Here is an 18,694-nt window from a genome sequence, read left to right as displayed (position 1 = left end):
GGAAGGGATAGGGAAGATGCGGAACACGAGATTCGCGACGTTCACCTTGTTCGCGTCCGGCCTGGTGGTGTTCCTGATCGGCGCGGCGACGCTGCTCGCGCCGGCGGCCCTCCACGGGCTCAACGGCATCGAGCTCGGCGTCGAGCCCGGTCTGCTCAGCGAGGTGCGGGCCGCCGGCGGTGCCCTGCTGGCGAGCGGCGTGCTGATCGGGCTCGGTGCGTTCGTCCCCCGGCTGGCGTTCACCGCCGCGCTCCTCGGCACCGTGACCTATCTCGCCTACGGGCTGTCCCGGGTGCTGAGCATCGCCGTGGACGGGATGCCCGGAAGCGGGCTCGTGCTCGCGGCGGCCGTGGAAACGGCGCTCGGACTGGCCTGCGCCCTCGTCCTCGCGAGGCGTCGCCGCGGCGGCTCGGACCCGCGTCCGGCCCCGGACGCCGCTGCTCCGCCCACCCCGGCGCACCCCGGCTGACCCGGCGCGGCAGGAAGGGAACGGGAGGACGGGCGGAACCGCCGGTCCCCGGGGAAGGGGAAGGGCCGCCTCCCGGGGGTCCCGGGAGGCGGCCCTGTCGTCCGTGCGGAGGTCAGTCGCCCAGCAGCGCGTCCACGAAGACCTCGGGGTCGAACGGGGCCAGGTCGTCGGGGCCCTCGCCGAGGCCGACGAGCTTGACCGGGACGCCCAGCTCGCGCTGGACCGAGATGACGATGCCGCCCTTGGCCGTGCCGTCGAGCTTGGTCAGGGCGATGCCGGTGATGTTGACGACCTCGGCGAACACCTGCGCCTGGCGCATGCCGTTCTGACCGGTGGTGGCGTCGAGGACCAGCAGCACCTCGTCCACCGTGGCCTTCTTCTCGATGACGCGCTTGACCTTGCCGAGCTCGTCCATCAGGCCGGTCTTGGTGTGCAGGCGGCCGGCCGTGTCCACGATCACGACGTCGACCTTCTCCTCCATGCCCCTGGCCACGGCGTCGAACGCGACGGAGGCGGGGTCGCCCCCCTCGGGGCCGCGCACCACCTCGGCCCCGACCCGGTCGCCCCAGGTCTGGAGCTGGTCGGCGGCGGCGGCGCGGAAGGTGTCGGCCGCGCCGAGCACCACCCGGCTGCCGTCGCCGATCAGGGACCGGGCCAGCTTGCCGGTGGTCGTGGTCTTGCCCGTGCCGTTGACGCCCACGACGAGGACGACGGCCGGGCGCTCGCCGTGCTTGGCGACCCGCAGGGTGCGGTCCGTGTCGGCGCCGATCTGGGTGAGCAGCTGCTCCTTCAGCAGGCCGCGGACCTCGGTCGGCGTCCGGCTGCCCAGCACCTTCACCCGGGTGCGCAGCTCCTCGACCATCGCCTGGGTCGGCGCGACGCCCACGTCGGCGGTGATCAGGGTCTCCTCGATCTCGTCCCAGACGTCGTCGTCGAGGCGGTCGCGGGAGAGCAGCTCCAGCAGGCCCTTGCCGAGGGTGCTCTGGGAGCGGGCCAGCCGGGCGCGGAGCCGTACCATCCGGCCCGCGGACGGCGGCGGGACCTCGATCGGCGGGGCGACCGGGACCTCGATCGGCCGGGCCGGGGGCGGGACGGTGGTCGTCGCCTCGTCCTCGATGACGGTGCCCCTGGGCGGCGCCTGCCTCTCCTCCTCGGGGATCGGCGGCGCCTCCGGCGGTCTCACCGGCGGAGGCGCCGCCTTCCGCCCCTGTCGGAACAGCAGGAACATGCCGCCCGCCGTCAGCACGACGACGGCGGCGATGATCAGGATCAGGCCGAGATAGCTCTCCACAACCGCCTAGTTTCCCAGACGCCCGGTGATAGTCCGACCTTTCGAGGTTCGGGACGTTCCGTGTCCTTTCGGCAGCGCGTCCTTTCCGCACCGCCCGCCCCGGCCCGGGTCCCGCCGGGCGCCGGGGTCAGGAGTCGGCCTTCAGCCGCTGGCTGATGACCTGGGTGACGCCGTCGCCCCGCATCGACACGCCGTACAGCGCGTCGGCGATCTCCATGGTCCGCTTCTGGTGGGTGATGACGATGAGCTGGGAGGTCTCCCGCAGTTCCTCGAAGAGGGTCAGCAGCCGCTGGGTGTTGGTGTCGTCCAGGGCCGCCTCGACCTCGTCCATCACGTAGAACGGCGAGGGCCGCGCCTTGAAGATGGCCACCAGGAACGCCACCGCGGTCAGCGAGCGCTCGCCGCCCGACAGCAGCGACAGGCGCTTGACCTTCTTGCCCGGCGGGCGCGCCTCGACCTCGACCCCCGTGGTCAGCATGTCCTCGGGGTCGGTGAGCAGCAGCCTGCCCTCCCCGCCGGGGAAGACCCTGCCGAAGATCGTCTGGAACTCCCTGGCCACGTCGGCGTAGGCGGCCGAGAAGACCTGCTCGACCCGCTCGTCGACCTCCTTGACCACCAGCAGCAGGTCCCGGCGGGTCTTCTTGAGGTCCTCCAGCTGCGAGGTGAGGAACGCGTGCCGCTCCTCCAGCGCCGCGAACTCCTCCAGCGCCAGCGGGTTCACCTTGCCCAGCTGCGCCATCTGCCGCTCGGCCGCCCTGGCCCGCTTCTCCTGCTCCTGCCGGTCGTACGGCACCGGCTCGCCGTCGGCCGACGGGACCGGCTCGCCGGGGCCGTACTCCGCGATGAGGACGTCCGGCTCGACGCCGTACTCCTCCACCGCGCGGGTCTGCAGCTGCTCCAGGCGCAGCCGCTGCTCGGTCCTGGCCATCTCGCTGCCGTGCACCCGGTTGACCAGTTTGTCGAGCTCCGCGGAGAGCTCCCGGACCCGGGCGCGGACGGACCTGAGTGAGGCGTCGATCCGGCCGCGGGCCTGCTCGGCCTCGTCGCGCTGGACGGCGGCCGCGGCGATCGAGGTCTCCAGCGCGCGCAGGGTCAGCTCCGCGCCCCGCACGACCGCCTCGGCCGCCTCCGCCTGCCGGCGCCGGCGCTCCCGGAGCTCGGCCGCCCTGGCGCGCTCCTCGCGCTCCCGCGCCGCCGCCCGCACCAGCCCTTCGGCCCGGCCCGCGATGCCCTTGACCCGCTCCTCGGCCGTCCGTACGGCCAGGCGGGCCTCCATCTCGGCCTGCCGGGCCTCCGCGCAGAGCTCGGCGAGCTCGTCGCGGACCTCCGTGGACGGCTCGTCCTCCGCCTCCGCGGCGTCCGTGGCGGCGGCCAGCCGCTCCTCCAGCTCCGCCAGCTCGGCCATGCCCCGCCCGCGCGCCTCCTCGGCGGCCCGCACGCCCTCGGCCAGCCGCAGGCACTCGTCGCGGGCGGCCTGCGCCGCCGCGCCGAGCTGGGCGAGCCGCCGGGCCGCCGCCGCGGCCCGCTGGTCGGCGTCGCGCTGCCTGCCCCGGACCTGGTCCAGCGCGGCCTGCGCCGCGTTGACCCCGGCCTGGGCGGTCTGCACGCCCGTCTGGGCCTCCGCCGCCCGGGCGCGGGCGGCCTCCACGGCGAGCCGCGCCTCCTCCTCGGTCCGCGCCGCCTCCTCCATGGCCGCCGCGGCCCGCTCGGCCGCCACCCGGGCCTCGGCCAGGTCGGCCGCGGCCTGGTCCAGTGCGGCCCGCACCGCCAGCGCCGACGAGCCCGGCTCGGAGCCGCCCCGGGCCGCGTAGGCGCCCAGCAGGTCGCCGGAGCGGGTGACGGCCCGCAGTCCGGGTCGCTGCTCGACCGCCTTCCTGGCCGTCTGCAGGTCGTCGACGACGAGCACGTCCGCCAGCAGCGCGGCGACGGCCGCCCGCAGTCCGTCCGGTGCGGTCACCAGGTCGGCGGCCCACTCGGCCCCCGCCACCGGCACCGGACCGGTCGGCGCGCAGGGCCCCCCGGCGGCGATGACCAGGGACGCCTGCCCCTGACCGGTGGCCCGCAGGAGCTCCATGGCGTCCACCGCGGACTGGAGCGACCCCACCGCGACGGCCTCGGCCGCGGCGCCGAGCACCGCGGCCACCGCCGCCTCCGCGCCCGGGCGGACGGTCAGCATCGTGGCGACCGGGCCGAGCACCCCGGTGCCGGGCTCACCGGCGGCGGCCAGCAGCGCCGCGCCGCCGTCCGTGCCCTTGGCCAGGCTCAGCTCCAGCGCCTCGAACCGCGCCTCCAGGGCGGCGACCTGGCGCTGCGCCTCCTGGTCGGCGGTGCGCGCGGCCGCCAGGGCGGCTCCGGCCGCGCTCAGCGCCGCGTTCGGCCCTCCGACGGCCGCCCGGGCCTCCTCGGCCGCGGCCTCGGCCGCCTCGACCGCCAGTCCGGCCGATTCCACGGCCTCCAGGGCGATCTCCAGCTCCTCGGCCAGCGCGGGGTCGGACGCCGGATCGGCCTGCTCCTGACCGTCGTGCTCGGCCCGGGCCAGCTCGGCCCGGTGCTCGGCCTCGGTGAGCGAGCGGGTCAGGCGGCCGATCTCCTCGGCGGCCGCCTCGGTCCGGCTGCGCGCCGCGCCGACCTGCCCGCGGAGCCGGGCCAGTCCCTCGCGCCGGTCGGCCGCGGCGCGGGCCGCGGCGGCCAGCCTCCGCTCCTCCGCGGCGAGCGCCCCCTCGGCCCCGGCCCGCCGGGCCACCTCCCGGGCGAGCACCTCCTGCTCCTGCTCCAGCAGCTCGGCCAGGACCCGCTCCTGCTCGCGGACCTCCTCGGCCTCGCGCTCGAGGTCCTCCGGATCACGCCCGCGCCGTTCCACGCCCGTGTCGGCGGCGTGCCGGTGCCGCTCGGCGGCCAGCCCGGCCAGGCCCCGCAGCCGGTCGCGGATCGAGGAGAGCCGGAAGTAGGTCTCCTGGGCGGCGGCCAGGCGCGGCTGGGCCTCGGCCTCGGCGGCCTCCAGCTCGGCCTCGTCGCGCTGGCCCTGCTCCAGCTCCGCCTCCACGGCCCTGCGGCGCGCCAGGACCGCGGCCTCGTCGGCGGCCTCGCGCTCCAGCGCGGTCCGCAGGGTGAGCACGTCGTCGGCGAGCAGCCGCAGCCGCGCGTCCCGGAGGTCGGCCTGGATCACGGCGGCCCGGCGGGCGATCTCCGCCTGGCGGCCCAGCGGCTTGAGCTGGCGGCGCAGCTCGGTGGTGAGATCCTGGACGCGGGTCATGTTGGCCTGCATCGCGTCCAGCTTGCGCAGCGCCTTCTCCTTGCGCTTGCGGTGCTTCAGGACGCCGGCGGCCTCCTCGATGAACGCGCGGCGGTCCTCGGGGCCGGCGTGCAGGACCTGGTCGAGCTGGCCCTGGCCGACGATGACGTGCATCTCGCGGCCGATCCCGGAGTCCGACAGCAGCTCCTGGATGTCGAGGAGACGGCAGGTGTCGCCGTTGATGGCGTACTCGCTCTGGCCGCCCCGGAACATCAGGCGGCTGATGGTGACCTCGGTGTAGTCGATCGGCAGGGCGCCGTCGGTGTTGTCGATGGTGAGCGTGACCTCGGCGCGGCCCAGCGGGGCCCGCGAGGAGGTCCCGGCGAAGATGACGTCCTCCATCTTGCCGCCGCGCAGGGACTTGGCGCTGTGCTCGCCCATGACCCAGGCCAGGGCGTCGACCACGTTGGACTTGCCCGAGCCGTTGGGGCCGACGACGGCGGTGATGCCCGGCTCGAAGCGGAGCGTGGTCGCCGAGGCGAAGGACTTGAAGCCGCGCAGGGTGAGAGTCTTCAGATACATGGAAACCCCCTCGTCCCTGGTCTGCGCGGATCATCGGCCGGAGGTCCCGGTGCGGAGGCCGGGGCGGCGCCCCGGCGTCCCCGGGACCTCACGGGGCCGCGGGACCGGCACCCGATCCGGGCCGGCGGCGGGCCCTTAGCGGGGAAGACTACCGTTCTTCGCCCGCGCCCGCCCATGCACGGCTTATGGTGCCCTGCATGGACGTGGAGCGCGGCGAGCGGGGAGCGCCACTACCCCCCCAGAACAGGGAAAATCCGCTTAAAAGACGAAGTTTTATGATCACCGGGGGCTTGGCACTGCTCGGCCTCGGCGCCACCGCCGTGATGGCCGGACCGGACGGTGTGCGGAAGGCCTACGGGCAGATCAGGTGCGGCAGGATGCCCGACCCCCCCGAGGTGCCGCCGGGCACGCTGCAGCGCAGCACGATGGACGACCGCAGGGTGGTGATCGGCATCCCTCCCGCCACCCGGGGCAGGATCCCGGTGGTGGTCATGCTGCACGGAGCCGCGGGCGACGCGCTGACCCCGTTCGAGCTCTACGCGGTGGACCGCTATCTGGCCGCGGGGGGCGCGCGCTTCGCGGTGGCCTCGATCGACGACTGGCCCTCGGCGGACATCGAGGGGCGGCTCCTGCCCTATCTGCGTGACTGCGGACTGGACACCGACCGGATCGGGCTGATGGGCTGGTCGGCCGGGGGCGCCGGAGCGCTCCGCCTCGCCGCCGAGCTGGGCGAGAAGAAGGTGGCCGTGGTGGTGGCGGTCGCACCGGCCATCACCACGGCGCAGGCACCGCTGCGCGAGCTGGTGGACATCCCCGTCTGGCTGGGCTGCGGCGACCGCGACGGCTGGGCCAGGCAGACCGAGACGATGCTGAAAGGCCTGAAGGCGCTGGGCGCGACGGCCGAAGGCGGGATCTCCGGCGGATGCCACAACGCGGCCTACCGCCGCCGGGTCCTGCCCGAGCAGCTGGCCTTCGTCTCACGCCACATCCACCTTCGAGAAGGCGGATGAGGAAAGGAAATGACAAGGGACGCCCCGTTGAGGCGTCCCTGGACAGGTGTTGCTCCGCGCCGGCCCCGGGAACCCGTCCCTGAACCCCGCACATCCGCGCCGGATCCGACTCGGATCCGCCGCCCCGACGGGCGAAGGTTCAGGAAAAGGGCCCTAGGTGAGAGCCGGCTCGCGATCCTGCAGGCGGGGGAACGCCTCTTCGCGGTTGCCTGCCGCGAGTTCGTCGTTCTGGGCCTGGAGCCGGGTGAGCTCTGCCTCGAGGTCGCGGATGCGCTGCTGAAGGCGACGCATTTCCGAGACCATCCGAGGGTCAGGACCGCCGACGTGGCCGAGTAGAGCCTTCGCCATGGTTAAGGGTCCTCCACGCTGAGTGACCAGACTGGTTCGCGCACTTCTTGCCGCGGGAGGGGTGCGCGTGGTTCCTATCAAGAGTCGCACCGGTGAGGGAGACGGTCAAGTTGAACACTCCGCATGGATGCACCTGTGGACACTCTCGACAGCTAAATATACCCCATTAAGGCGTTTCAAGGGAAGTGTCAGCGCTCCACGAAACCGGATAGATTTCCTCTCGCCTCGCTCCAGCGTTCCACGACCGTGTCCACCCGGCCGGGAGTCCCCCCGCCCCGGAGCAGCTCCAGCAGTTCGCCGGCCGCCTTCTCCGGCCCTTCCGCCACGACCTCCACCCGGCCGTCGTCGGTGTTCCTCGCCCAGCCGGCCAGGCCGAGCTCCAGCGCCCGCGCCCGCGTCCACCAGCGGAAACCCACGCCCTGCACCCTGCCTCTGACCCACGCGGTCAGCCGTACGTCCGTCATGCCCCCATCTTCCGGGACCGCCGCGGGGGAGGCTGGCAGCGGGGGCAGCTGTAGGAGGAGCGGTTCATGAACGACTCCCGGACGACCGGGGCGCCGCACCGCCGGCAGGGCAGGCCGCGCCTGCCGTACACGGCGAGTGACCGCTCGAAGTAGCCGCTCTCGCCATTGACATTCACGTAGAGACTGTCGAAAGATGTGCCGCCCTCCGCCAGGGCCTCGCTCATCACCTCGCGGGCGGCCGCCAGCAGTTCCGCGATCTTCGGCCGGGTCAGCGTGTCCGCAGGCCGCGTGCCGTGCAGCCGGGCCCTCCAGAGCGCCTCGTCCGCGTAGATGTTCCCGACCCCGCTGATCAGCGACTGGTCCAGCAGCGCCCGCTTGACCTCGGTCCGCCTGCGCCGCAGGCCGATGGTGAACAGCTCGTCGTCGAACTCGTCCTCGAAGGGATCCGCCGCGATGTGCGCGATGGGCTCCGGCACCCACCGCGGCAGCCGGAGGGTCATCGGGGCGACCAGAACGTGCCCGAAGGTGCGCTGGTCGACGAAGCGGAGCTCGGGGCCGCCGTCGGCGAACCCCAGCCGGATCCGCAGGTGGCGCTCGGGGGCCGCGTCCGGCTCGACCACCAGCAGCTGGCCGCTCATCCCGAGATGCGCCAGGATCGCGTCGGAGCCGTCCAGCGGGAGCCAGAGGTACTTCCCCCGGCGCTCGGCCGAGCCGATCGTACGGCCCGCCAGCCGGGCGGCGAACTCCTCCGCGCCCGGCACGTGGCGCCGGACCGCCCGCGGGTGCAGCACCTCGGCCCGGGCGACGGTCCGCCCGGCGACCCAGCGCTCCAGGCCCCGCCGGACGACCTCGACCTCGGGCAACTCGGGCATGCGCGTCCCTCCCCGCCGACCGGTCTCAGCTCGCCTCGCGCGCGTCCCGGTCGGTCCTGATGCGGTTCCATGCGGCCTCGGCGGCCTGCTGCTCGGCCTCCTTCTTCGAGCGCCCGGCGCCCGAGCCGTACTCCTCGCCGCCCAGGCGGACGACCGCGCTGAAGGACTTGGCGTGGTCCGGGCCGCTCTCCGCGACGTGGTACTCGGGCACGCCGAGCGACTCCGAGGCCGTCAGCTCCTGCAGGGAGGTCTTCCAGTCGAGCCCCGCGCCCAGCGAGGCCGAGTGGGCGATGAGGGGGTCGAAGAGCAGGTGGACGACCCGGAACGACTCGTCCAGGCCCTTGTCCACGTAGACCGAGCCGATCAGCGCCTCGAGGGTGTCGGCGAGGATCGAGGACTTGTCGCGCCCTCCGGTGCCCTCCTCGCCGCGGCCGAGCCGCAGGAACCGGCCCAGGCCCAGGCCGCGCGCCACGTCGGCGAGGGCGCGCATGTTGACCACGGCGGCCCGCAGCTTGGCCAGCTGGCCCTCGGGCAGGTCGGGGTGGTTGCGGTAGAGGGTGTCGGTGACGACGAGGCCCAGCACCGAGTCGCCGAGGAACTCCAGGCGCTCGTTGGTGGGCAGGCCGCCGTTCTCGTAGGCGTAGGAGCGGTGGGTCAGCGCCCGCTCCAGGATCGCCGCGTCCAGCCGCACGGACAGGATCTCTTCCAGCTCGTCCCGTACGGCCTCCACGGCCACCGGCTTCACACTTGCTGCCACGTCTTCTTCTCCTCGCACGACGGTCGATCGAATGCGCGATGGCGAAGAGGCGAGACGAGAGATCGTCCGGATACTCCGAAGACGTGGTGGGCGCCGGGAGGGTACGCGTGGTCGCGGACCCCGGCGTCCACCACGGCCGCGGGTGGACCGCCATCGCACTGGCGGGCGGACGGTGACGCCGGCCGGGAGCGAAGCGCTCCCGGCCGGCGTCCGTCAGTCAGAATGCGATCAGGCGGAGGGCTCGATCACCTGACGGCGGTTGTAGGTGCCGCAGGTCGGGCACACCATGTGCGGACGCTTCGGCGAGCGGCACTGGGGGCAGCTCACGAGCGAAACCGCGGCGGCCTTCCACTGCGACCGGCGGGAGCGAGTGTTGCTCCGCGACATTTTGCGCTTGGGGACAGCCACGTCAGCTCTCCTGATCGTTGTTATGTTCCGGAACCAGACCTTGCAACTTCGCCCAGCGGGCGTCGATCACCTCGTGCCCGTGGCCAGGCTCGGCATCAGCCAGCCTGACCCCGCACTCCACGCAGAGCCCGGCGCAGTCCTCACTGCACAGCGGGCTCAGCGGCAGTGTGAGCACCACCGCATCGCGGAACACCGGTTCGAGGTCGAGCAGGTCACCGTCGAGGAGAAGGTCGTCCTCGGCTGCATCCTCAGCCGAGTAGAAGTACAGCTCCTGGAACGACACCTCGTTCTCCGAGGTGACCGGCTCCAGGCACCGTGCGCACTCCCCCCGCAGCGGGGACCGCGCCGTGCCCGTGACGAGCACGCCCTCCATGACCGACTCAAGCCGGATGTCCAGCTCGACATCGGCGCCCCTGGGGACGCCGATCATGTCGACGCCGGTCTCCGCCGGTGCCGGAAGAGTCAGGTGCATCTGCTTCATGGCCCCCGGACGCCGCCCCAGTTCGTGGGTGGAGACCACCCAGGGGGCGCGAGGATCAAGGTGCAGAGTCATTCCGCTCTCATCAGGCATGGCGAGTCACCGCCGTCGTGCAAGGCCGAAATAAGAGAATACCAGGGGTCGGGGTCTGCTTCGCGAGCCCTCTCCCCCGCACGCCGCGGCGCGCGGCCGGCACCGGGCCGACCGGTCGGCCTCAGCCCCTGAGCCGCTCGACCAGCAGGTCCTGGACGAGATCGGGGACCAGCCCGGCCACGCTCCCGCCGTACCGGACGATCTCCTTGATCCGGCTGGACGACAGGAACGACACCTCGGGACCGGTCGCCATGAACAGCGTCTCGACCCCGGACATCCGGTAGTTCAGCTGGGCCTGCTGCAGCTCGTAGTCGAAGTCGCTGACCGCGCGCAGGCCCTTGACGATCGCGGGGATCTCCTGCTGCCTGCAGTAGTCCACCAGCAGGCCGTGGAACTTGTCCACGCGCACGTTGCCGTACTCCTTCGTCACGGCCTGCAGCATCTCGATGCGCTCCTCGACCGTGAACAGGCTCTTCTTCTCGATGTTGATCAGGACCGCGACGACGACCTCGTCGTACTGCCGGGAGGCCCGGCCGATGATGTCCAGATGACCGTTGGTAACGGGGTCGAACGACCCCGGACAGACAACGCGACGCAAGGCGAACCCCCAGGTTTACGGATTCCCGGCGGCGCGACCGTACCAAACGGACGCTTCGCCGTAACGACGGACCCTCTCCTCTTCGTATCCGGCCGGCCAGACCAGGTCCTTCCCCCGGCTCTCCCGTTCCACCGCGACCAGCGCGTCCGGAGCGAGCCACCCGCCGTCGCGCAGGCGCTCCAGCACCGCGTCGACCTCCTCGGCCGTCACCGCGTAGGGCGGGTCGGCGAAGACGAGGTCGTACGGCTCGGCGGCGCCCCGGGCGAGCACCCGCTCCACCCGGTCGGCGGCGAGTTCGGCGCCCGGCAGCCCGAGGGAGGCGATGTTCTCCCTGATCGTCCTGACCGCCCTGGCGTCGGACTCCACCAGCAGCGCGTGGGCCGCACCGCGCGACAGCGCCTCCAACCCGATCGCGCCGGACCCGGCGTACAGGTCCAGCACCCGGGTGCCGTCCAGCGGGCCGAGCAGCGAGCCCACCGTGGAGAAGATCCCCTCCCTGGCCCGGTCACTCGTCGGCCGGGTCCGGTTCCCCGGCGGCACGGCCAGCCTTCTTCCCCCTGCGACACCCGCGATGACTCGACTCACCCGTCCATTGTCCCGTGTCGCGGCCGAACACATAACCGCAGGTCAGAGGGTTTTCGCCGGTCAGCCCCGGTCAAGAGTGGGCAAGGGGCGGCGACGAAAGCGCAAGGGTCGTTCCCTCGGGTCCCGCCGCCCTGCATGATGAGTCCTGCGGCCTTCGAGTGACCCAGAGGAAGGCCGGCCGGCGTGATCGTGAGCCCTTCCGCACGCCGGTACTCTCGGCACCTGACCCGAGAGATGGGCCCAGGCGGGGACGGCATTCGGGGGGAGGCCGTCCCCGCAACTGGGCGTTCACCCGGCGATCGGGTTCCGACGTCGGCGATCACCGTACGGGAGCGGGCCTCCAGGTCCAGCGATCATCGCACGGGGCCGGGGCTCCACCTCGCCGACCACCGCACGGGGAGTGCGTCCGCTGGCCACCGCACGGGGAGTGCGTCCACCGACCACCGCACGGGGAGCGTGTCCGCCGGCCGCCGCACCGGGCACCCGCCCGTCACGCCTTCTCGAGATATTCCGCCCGCTCGTCGGCGAGCAGCCGGTCGATCTCCGCCCGCAGGACCGGATGCCCGGCCAGGGCCGGATCGGCCGCCAGCATCGCCTCCGCCTCGTCCCGGGCGGCCTGGATGACGTCCTCGTCCCGGAGCAGCCGGAGCATCTTCAGCGACGACCTGCGGCCCGACTGGGCCACGCCCAGCACGTCGCCCTCCCTGCGCTGCTCCAGGTCCACCCGGGACAGCTCGAAGCCGTCCAGGGTCGAGGCGACCGCGTCGAGCCGCTCGCGCGCGGGGGTGCCCTGCGGCGCCTCGCTCACCAGCAGGCACAGGCCCGGCAGGCCGCCCCGGCCGACGCGCCCGCGGAGCTGGTGGAGCTGGGAGACGCCGAAGCGGTCGGCATCCATGATCACCATGACCGACGAGTTCGGCACGTCCACGCCGACCTCGATGACCGTGGTCGCCACCAGGACGTCGACCTCGCCGCGGGCGAAGGCCCGCATCACGGCGTCCTTCTCCTCCGGCGGCAGCTTGCCGTGGAGCACGGCCGTGCGCAGTCCCTTCAGCGGCCCCTCGGCGAGCGTCGCCGCCACGTCCAGCACCGCCAGCGGCGGCCGGCGCTCGTCGTCCGCCTTGGCCAGGTCGCCCTCGTCGCCCTCCAGGTCGCCGATGCGCGGGCACACGACGTAGGCCTGCCGGCCGAGCTCGATCTCCTCGCGCACCCGGACCCAGGCGCGGTCCAGGAAGTGCGGCTTCTCCGCCACGGGGACCACGTGCGTGGTGATCGGGGCGCGGCCGGAGGGCAGCTGCGAGAGCGTGGAGACGGTCAGGTCGCCGAAGACGGTCATGGCGACCGTGCGCGGGATCGGGGTCGCGGTCATGACCAGGACGTGCGGGCGCCCGCCCCCGGCCTTCTCGCGCAGCGCGTCGCGCTGCTCCACGCCGAAGCGGTGCTGCTCGTCGACCACGACCAGCCCCAGGTCGGCGAACTGGACCCGCTCCTGGAGCACCGCGTGGGTGCCGACCACGATCCCGGCCGTCCCGGAGGCCGCGTCGAGCATCGCCGCCCGGCGGGCCGCGGCCCCGAGCGAGCCGGTCAGCAGGGCGACCGCGGTGCCGCCGAACATGCCTCCGGCGGCCAGGTCGCCGAGCATGGCGGTGATCGACCGGTGGTGCTGCTGGGCGAGCACCTCGGTGGGGGCGAGCAGCACCGCCTGGCCGCCGGCGTCGACCACCTGGAGCATGGCCCGCAGCGCCACCACGGTCTTGCCCGCGCCGACCTCGCCCTGGAGCAGCCGGTGCATCGGGTGGTCGAGGGCCAGGTCGGCGGCGATCTCCTCGCCCACGCTCAGCTGCCCCTCGGTGAGCCGGAACGGCAGCCGCCCGTCGAAGTCGGCCAGCAACCCGTCGCTGCGCCGGGGCCGGGGCGTCGCCGACCAGGCCGCGGCGGCCATCTTCCGCTGCAGCAGCACGGCCTGGAGCAGGAACGCCTCGTCGAACCTGAGCCGCTTGCGCGCCCGGCTCACATCGGCGTGGTCGCGCGGCCGGTGGACCGCCAGCAGCGCCTCGGTCAGGCCGGGCAGCCCGTGCCGGGCGCGCAGGTCCGCCGGGAGGGGGTCATCCAGAGAGCCCATGGTGTCGAGGACCACGCCCAGGGCCCGCCGCAGCGCCCAGGGCGTCACGTCCTTGCCCGCCGGGTAGATCGGCACCAGCGCCGCGGCGAACTCCCCCGCGTCGCGCTCGGCCTCGTCGATCATCTCGAACTCGGGGTGGGAGAGCTGCCACTTGCGCCGCTCGCCCTGGCCGAAAGCGCCCACCTTCCCGGCGAACATGCCCCGGGCGCCCGGGCGCAGCCGCGTCTCCGCGATGTGCGAGGCCTTGCCGAAGAACGACAGGTAGATCTTGCTCCGGCGGCCGTCGACGACCTCGACCTCCAGCCAGGTGCCGCCCTTGTTGCGCATCGGCTTGCGCATGACCCTGGTGACCTCTCCCACCACCGTGACGTGCTCGTCGACCCGCAGGTCGTCGAGGTCGGTCAGCTCGCCCCGCTGGGCGTAGCGCCGCGGGTAGTGCCGGAGCAGGTCGCCGACGGTCCGCAGGTCCAGGACGCTCTCCAGCAGCTTGGCCGTGCGGGGGTCCAGCACCTTGCTCGTCGGCTCGTCGAAGCTCGTCACGCCAGCTTTCTACCGCCTCCGGGCGACAGAATTCACCCGCATCCGCCTTCCGCCTCCCCCGGCCCGGCTCACTCGACCCCGACGAGCAGCGGGTAACCGCCCTGCCCTCCCCCGTAGCGGACGACCTCGATGTCCGGCCGGGTCTCGGCCAGACGATCCTGTACGGCCTGCGCCAGCCCGGCGGGCGCGTCCGCGCCCTCCAGCAGGGTGACCAGCTCGCTGCTGGAGGACACCATCCGGCCGACGACCTCCAGCGCGGTCCCCACCAGGTCCGCGCCGACCAGGGCGGCGTCCCCGTCGATCACGCCGAGCACGGCCCCGGGCCGGATCAGCCCCGCGCTCGTCATGACCTCGCGGTCGGCCACCCACACGTGCCCGTGGCGGGTGTGCGCGGCCGCCTCGGTCATCGCGACCACGTCGTCGTCGAACCGCCGCAGCGGGTCGTGGACGGCCAGCGCCGCCAGGCCCTGCACCGACGCCCGGGTGGGCAGCACGCTCACCGCGAGCCCCTCCTCGCGGGCGATCTCGGCCGCGGCCGCCGCGACCTCGCGCGCCCCGCTGTCGTTGGGCAGGACCACTACCTCCGTGCCCGCCCCCCGGATCGCGGCCAGCACCGCGGCCAGGGACGGGCTGGAGCCCGGCTCGCGCCGGACCACGACGGCTCCCGAACGCTCGAACACCTCGCCCAGGGCGGGCCCCGCCGCCACCGCCACCACGCCCCGCCCGCCCGCGGCCGGGTGCGTCCGGCCGAGCCCGGCCAGATAGGTCACCCTGATCCGGTGCGGCCTGCCGCCGGCCCGCAGGGCGGCCTCGATCGCCGCTCCCGCGTCCTCCACGTGCACGTGCACGTTCCACAGGCCGTCCCCGCCCACGACCACCAGCGAGTCGCCGAGCGCGTCCAGCTCGGCGCGCAGGGCCTCCACGGCCTCGTCGCCGGCGTCCAGGAGGTACATGACCTCGTAGCCCGGGTGCCCCCCGGGCCGGTGGGGCTCCTCCGGCCCGGGCACGACCCTGCGGACCGGCGCGGGGACGTCGGGGCGTTCGGCGTAGGAGCCGGTCACCACCGCGGCGAGGCTCTCCAGGATGAGCGTCAGGCCGGCAGCGCCCGCGTCCACCACCCCGTTGCGGGACAGCACCTCCAGCTGCTCCGGGGTGCGCCGGAGCGCGGCGCGGGCCTCCTGTGCGGCCCTGGCGGCCACCGAGGCGAGGTCGCCGGGCAGGTCGCGCACCGCGGAGGCCGCCGCGCCGAGCACGCTCAGCAGCGTGCCCTCGACCGGCCGCTCCACCGCGCCGCGGGCCAGCTCGGCGGCCCTGGCCAGGCCGCGGCCGAGATCCGCGCCGCCGCCCTCGCCCGTCCTCAGCACCTCGGCGAGGCCGCGGAGCGCCTGGCTGACGATGACCCCCGAGTTGCCCCGCGCGCCGAGCAGGGCGCCCTGGGCGAAGGTCCGCCAGGTGGTGGCCGCGTCAGCATCCCCGGGCAACCCGTCCAGCGCCTCGGCCGCCGAGAGCATGGTCAGGTGGAGGTTGGTGCCGGTGTCGCCGTCGGGCACGGGGAAGACGTTGAGGGCGTCGATCTCCTCCCTGGCCCGGCCCAGCGTCTCCGCGGCCAGCCATGACCACCGCCGGACCGCCGGCGGGTCGAGAACCTGCAGCATGCCTGCCCTCCGTGCCTGCGGGCGCGTCCGCCCCTCGTCCCCGGCGGCCGCGCCTGCCTGCGGACCACATCCGGTGCGTCCGCCCCGGACGCGGTCCGCCGCCGCGGCCGCCCGGATACGCTACGGTTGCCTTTCGGAGATTATCCCCGTTCGGCCAGTCGTGGCAGCTCGCGTTGGCACGCACGGTCAGGCATCGGATATCCTCGTTTGGCCAGCCGGTCGTCCCGGCATGCCCGATGACCGCCCAGCGGATCGGGTCTCTCGACTGATATAAGGAGCGAACCGTGGCTTCCGTCTGCGACGTTTGCGCTAAGAAGCCGATCTTCGGCAACAACGTCTCCCACTCGCACCGCCGCACCCGTCGCAGCTGGAGCCCGAACATCCAGCCCGTGCGCGCGGTCGTGAACGGCACGCCGAAGCGGCTGAACGTGTGCACCTCCTGCATCAAGGCCGGCAAGGTCACCCGCTAGCCCAGGCGCTCCGCACAGCCCGCCGTCCCTCCGCCGAGGGGCGGCGGGCTGTCGGCTTTCCCGGGCTGCCGGCCGCCACGGCCGGCCTTCCCCGAGACGCACCGCCGGCTCCTCCCGGCCGCGGTTCCTCCCCGAGACGGGCGGCCGGCCTTCCCCGGAGGCGGGCCGCCGGATCCCCGGCGGCGGAGGGCCCGGCCCCGGAGGGACGGACCGCCGGTTCAACGGAACCGCTGGCGGTGAACATGTTTTCGCAACCTGTCCACCGCACGGACCGTGACTCTCTATCGTCGCAGCGTGACCATGACCTGCTTCCCTCGCGGCAACGTACGCGACATGACCAAGAAGATCGGCGTCGACCTCCCCGATGACCTGTACCGGTGGATGCAGTCCGAGGTCAGGGCCGGCCGGGCCCCCTCCATCTCCGGGTTGATCGCGGAGGTCGTCGAGCACCAGCGCAGCCGGGCGGAGCTGTCCGCGCTCGTCGCCGACCTCAGGGCGGAGTTCGGCCCGCCGACCGCGGAGAGCGGCAAGCGGATCGACGAGGCCATCGACGCCCTGTGCACGGTCCAGGAGACCGAGCCGGTCAGAAGGGGGCGGACGGCGTGACACGCCCCGCCGGGCTGCGGCGCTTCGTGTTCGACACCGGGGCCCTCGTCGGGCTCGAACGGGGCAACCCCGACGTGATCGAGGCCCTGGAACGGATCCTCGCGGGCGAGCTGGAGGGCGTCGTGCCCCGCACGGTGCTGGCCGAGGCCGGCCGGGACGGGACCCGCCGGGTACGGCTGGCCGCGGCGTTCAACCGCGCCCGGCGGATCCGCCACGGCTCGCTGGTGATCGACGAGCTGACCCCGGAGCGTGCCCTGGAGATCGGCCGGAAGATCGGCGAGTGCGGCCATGACGACGTGGTCGACGTGAACGTCGCCCTGTGCGCCCGCAGTTCCCCTTCGGGGGTCGTCGACGCCATCGTGCTCACCGGTGACCGCGACGGCATCACCCGCGTCGACGGCGCACTGGACCGCGTGATCATCGACGTCTGAGGGCGGGTCCCGTCAGGCGCGCTGCCGCCAGGCGTGGTCCACCGGACCGATGCCCGCGCCCAGCGCGAACCCCCGGGCGATCGCTCCGGTGACGTACTCCTTGGCCTTCCCCACCGCGGACGGGACGTCCTCGCCGAGGGCCAGATGGGAGGCCACCGCCGAGGCCAGGGTGCAGCCCGTGCCGTGGGTGTGCCGGTTGTCGTGGCGTTCCGCGGTGAAGCGGAACTCCCGGTCGCCGTCGGTGAGCAGGTCCACCGGGGCGCCCGGCAGGTGGCCGCCCTTGACCAGCGCCCAGGCGGGGCCGAGCGCCAGGATCGCGTCCGCGGCCCGGCGCAGGTCCCTCTCGTCCTCGACCTTCACCCCGGTGAGCTGGGAGACCTCCCAGAGGTTGGGGGTGACGACCGTGGCCACGGGCAGCAGCCGGGACTTGACGGTCTCCACGGCTTCGGGCGCCAGCAGGGCGTCCCCGTGCTTGGAGACGCCGACCGGATCCACCACGACCGGCGCGTCCACCCCGGACAGCGCCTCGGCGACGGTCTCCACGAGCGCCGCCGAGGCCAGCATCCCCGTCTTGACGGCCTGGGCCCCGATGTCGCCGAGCACCGAGTCGAGCTGGGCCCGTACCGCCTCGGGCGGGAGCTCCCAGTAGCCCTGCACGCCCAGTGAGTTCTGCGCCGTCACCGCGGCGATGACGCTCATGCCGTGCACGCCGAGGGCCAGCATGGTCTTCAGGTCGGCCTGGATGCCCGCGCCGCCGCCGGAGTCGGAACCGGCGACGGTCAGCACACGGGGAGGGGACGAAACGGTCATGGACCTCATCCAACCAGCTTCCACCGGATTCCGTGGCGTCCTGCTCCCGCGCGGCGGCCGCCCGCGCGGGGTCGGCGCCGCTCCGGGACACGGGTCGCCGGGCCGTCCTCAGTCCTTCCCGTCCAGCGGAAGAGGGAGCGGCAGGGGGAGCGGGATCTCAGGTCCGTCCCCCTCCCCCTCCCCGTTCCCGGAGTCGGGGGGCGGGGCGGTCGAGGGCGCCTGCGTGGGCGTGGGGGCGGCGGTCTGGGTGGGGGTCTCCTCGTGGGGCGTGCCCGGCCGCCCCACGGACAGGCCTTGCTTGCGGGCCTCCTCGTCACCGCCGGACGCCGATCCCGTCCCCCGGGGACGCCGGGTGGGCTCCCGCGTGGCGGGACGGGCCTTCGGGGTGCGGCTCGACTCCGGGCGGCCGGTCGTCTCCGCGGGGGACGGGGAAGGGGCCGCGGTCCGGGACCGCTCCGGCCGCGGGGGCTCCTCCCCGGGGACGGGTTCCTCGGGTCCGGTGGCGCCCCCCTCCGGGTCCGCCGTCGGGCACTCCCCGGCCGAGCAGCCGAAGAGCGGCCCGGCCGAGTCCTTCCACGCCTGGACGCCGGCCGCGGTCCCGCCCAGCATCGCGGCCGCGGCGGCGACCGTCAGCGCCGCCAGCTTGACCGGCGCCCCGGGGCGCCACCGCCCGCCGGTCCGGTCCGACTCCGCAGGACCGGGTTCCGCGCGGTCCTCCAGCGCCGGGAGGACGTCACCGGTCGCCGCCGACTGCTCGGGGCGGAGCCGGCGCCCGACCGGCACCTCCGCGGGCGGCTCCGGCACGGCCTCGGGCCCGGGTCGCCCGCCGTGGTGGAGGGCGCCGCCCTCCACCGGCTCGTGACTACCCATGGC

Annotated in this window: 19 protein-coding genes; 5 read left to right on the top strand and 14 right to left on the bottom strand. The window is 74.0% G+C overall.

Translation table 11 applies throughout. From position 1 onward, the window contains the following. Positions 1-16 precede the first annotated feature (16 nt). Entirely contained in the window at positions 17-469 is a 453-nt protein-coding gene (locus IEZ06_RS22620) for a DUF4345 domain-containing protein (RefSeq protein WP_189238697.1), read from the top strand. A 112-nt stretch (positions 470-581) separates the two neighbouring features. Here the strand turns inward: IEZ06_RS22620 and ftsY are convergent, their stop codons facing one another. Both ftsY and smc read right to left on the bottom strand, forming a co-directional pair. After that, positions 582-1,760: a signal recognition particle-docking protein FtsY gene (gene ftsY / locus IEZ06_RS22615; RefSeq protein ID WP_189238696.1), complete on the bottom strand. Its 1,179-nt coding sequence runs from the start codon at positions 1,758-1,760 to the stop codon at positions 582-584. Positions 1,761-1,887: 127 nt separating this feature from the next. After that, a complete protein-coding gene (smc, locus tag IEZ06_RS22610; protein WP_189238695.1) occupies positions 1,888-5,574 on the bottom strand; it encodes a chromosome segregation protein SMC in 3,687 nt (1,228 codons plus the stop codon). A 290-nt stretch (positions 5,575-5,864) separates the two neighbouring features. Here smc and IEZ06_RS22605 point away from each other — a divergent pair, with 290 nt between their 5' ends. Next, complete coding sequence (locus tag IEZ06_RS22605; RefSeq protein ID WP_189238694.1) at positions 5,865-6,584, top strand: alpha/beta hydrolase; 720 nt, start codon at positions 5,865-5,867, stop codon at positions 6,582-6,584. Positions 6,585-6,737: 153 nt separating this feature from the next. Here the strand turns inward: IEZ06_RS22605 and IEZ06_RS22600 are convergent, their stop codons facing one another. The 10 genes from IEZ06_RS22600 to fakA form a co-directional block, all read right to left on the bottom strand. Then, entirely contained in the window at positions 6,738-6,932 is a 195-nt protein-coding gene (locus IEZ06_RS22600) for a hypothetical protein (RefSeq protein ID WP_068897566.1), read from the bottom strand. 188 nt (positions 6,933-7,120) lie between these two features. Beyond that, entirely contained in the window at positions 7,121-7,396 is a 276-nt protein-coding gene (locus IEZ06_RS22595) for an acylphosphatase (RefSeq protein WP_189238693.1), read from the bottom strand. Beyond that, positions 7,393-8,268, bottom strand: a complete 876-nt coding sequence (gene mutM, locus IEZ06_RS22590) for a bifunctional DNA-formamidopyrimidine glycosylase/DNA-(apurinic or apyrimidinic site) lyase (RefSeq protein ID WP_189238692.1) — start codon at positions 8,266-8,268, stop codon at positions 7,393-7,395. Before mutM ends, IEZ06_RS22595 begins: the two co-directional genes overlap by 4 nt. A gap of 25 nt (positions 8,269-8,293) precedes the next feature. Then, positions 8,294-8,998, bottom strand: coding sequence for a ribonuclease III (gene rnc, locus IEZ06_RS22585; RefSeq protein ID WP_229798570.1), 705 nt, complete (start codon positions 8,996-8,998; stop codon positions 8,294-8,296). 255 nt (positions 8,999-9,253) lie between these two features. Next, entirely contained in the window at positions 9,254-9,433 is a 180-nt protein-coding gene (rpmF, locus tag IEZ06_RS22580) for a 50S ribosomal protein L32 (RefSeq protein ID WP_084008384.1), read from the bottom strand. Between the two features lies 1 nt (position 9,434). Then, positions 9,435-9,986, bottom strand: coding sequence for a YceD family protein (locus IEZ06_RS22575; protein WP_189238691.1), 552 nt, complete (start codon positions 9,984-9,986; stop codon positions 9,435-9,437). Positions 9,987-10,125: 139 nt separating this feature from the next. Next, positions 10,126-10,602: a pantetheine-phosphate adenylyltransferase gene (gene coaD / locus IEZ06_RS22570; protein ID WP_068897571.1), complete on the bottom strand. Its 477-nt coding sequence runs from the start codon at positions 10,600-10,602 to the stop codon at positions 10,126-10,128. 15 nt (positions 10,603-10,617) lie between these two features. Further along, on the bottom strand, positions 10,618-11,187 hold the full coding sequence (rsmD, locus tag IEZ06_RS22565) for a 16S rRNA (guanine(966)-N(2))-methyltransferase RsmD (RefSeq protein ID WP_189238690.1): 570 nt from the start codon (positions 11,185-11,187) through the stop codon (positions 10,618-10,620). Positions 11,188-11,677: 490 nt separating this feature from the next. Next, positions 11,678-13,849 (bottom strand): ATP-dependent DNA helicase RecG, encoded by a 2,172-nt coding sequence (gene recG / locus IEZ06_RS22560; RefSeq protein WP_189238689.1) that lies wholly within the window; start codon positions 13,847-13,849, stop codon positions 11,678-11,680. 68 nt (positions 13,850-13,917) lie between these two features. Continuing rightward, complete coding sequence (gene fakA, locus IEZ06_RS22555) at positions 13,918-15,504, bottom strand: DAK2 domain-containing protein (RefSeq protein WP_189238688.1); 1,587 nt, start codon at positions 15,502-15,504, stop codon at positions 13,918-13,920. Between the two features lie 284 nt (positions 15,505-15,788). On the opposite strand from fakA, the gene rpmB reads away from it, so the two are divergent. The 3 genes from rpmB (at position 15,789) to IEZ06_RS22540 (ending at position 17,011) form a co-directional block, all read left to right on the top strand. After that, the gene (gene rpmB / locus IEZ06_RS22550; protein WP_068897575.1) at positions 15,789-15,974 is read left to right on the top strand and encodes a 50S ribosomal protein L28; all 186 of its coding nucleotides are present in this window, start codon (positions 15,789-15,791) and stop codon (positions 15,972-15,974) included. A gap of 294 nt (positions 15,975-16,268) precedes the next feature. Further along, positions 16,269-16,580 carry a hypothetical protein gene (locus IEZ06_RS22545; RefSeq protein ID WP_189238687.1) on the top strand — a complete coding sequence of 104 codons (312 nt, stop codon included), beginning with the start codon at positions 16,269-16,271 and terminating at the stop codon, positions 16,578-16,580. After that, positions 16,577-17,011, top strand: coding sequence for a PIN domain-containing protein (locus IEZ06_RS22540; RefSeq protein WP_189238686.1), 435 nt, complete (start codon positions 16,577-16,579; stop codon positions 17,009-17,011). The genes IEZ06_RS22545 and IEZ06_RS22540 overlap by 4 nt, the downstream gene beginning before the upstream one ends. A 12-nt stretch (positions 17,012-17,023) precedes the next feature. Here the strand turns inward: IEZ06_RS22540 and thiD are convergent, their stop codons facing one another. Next, a complete protein-coding gene (thiD, locus tag IEZ06_RS22535; RefSeq protein ID WP_203872131.1) occupies positions 17,024-17,821 on the bottom strand; it encodes a bifunctional hydroxymethylpyrimidine kinase/phosphomethylpyrimidine kinase in 798 nt (265 codons plus the stop codon). 108 nt (positions 17,822-17,929) lie between these two features. Beyond that, positions 17,930-18,691: a hypothetical protein gene (locus IEZ06_RS22530; RefSeq protein ID WP_189238684.1), complete on the bottom strand. Its 762-nt coding sequence runs from the start codon at positions 18,689-18,691 to the stop codon at positions 17,930-17,932. Positions 18,692-18,694: the final 3 nt, after the last annotated feature.

The sequence above is a fragment of the Planomonospora antibiotica genome (genome assembly GCF_014647955.1).
GTDB lineage: Bacteria > Actinomycetota > Actinomycetes > Streptosporangiales > Streptosporangiaceae > Planomonospora > Planomonospora parontospora.
This window is presented reverse-complemented; position numbering and strand designations above follow the sequence as displayed.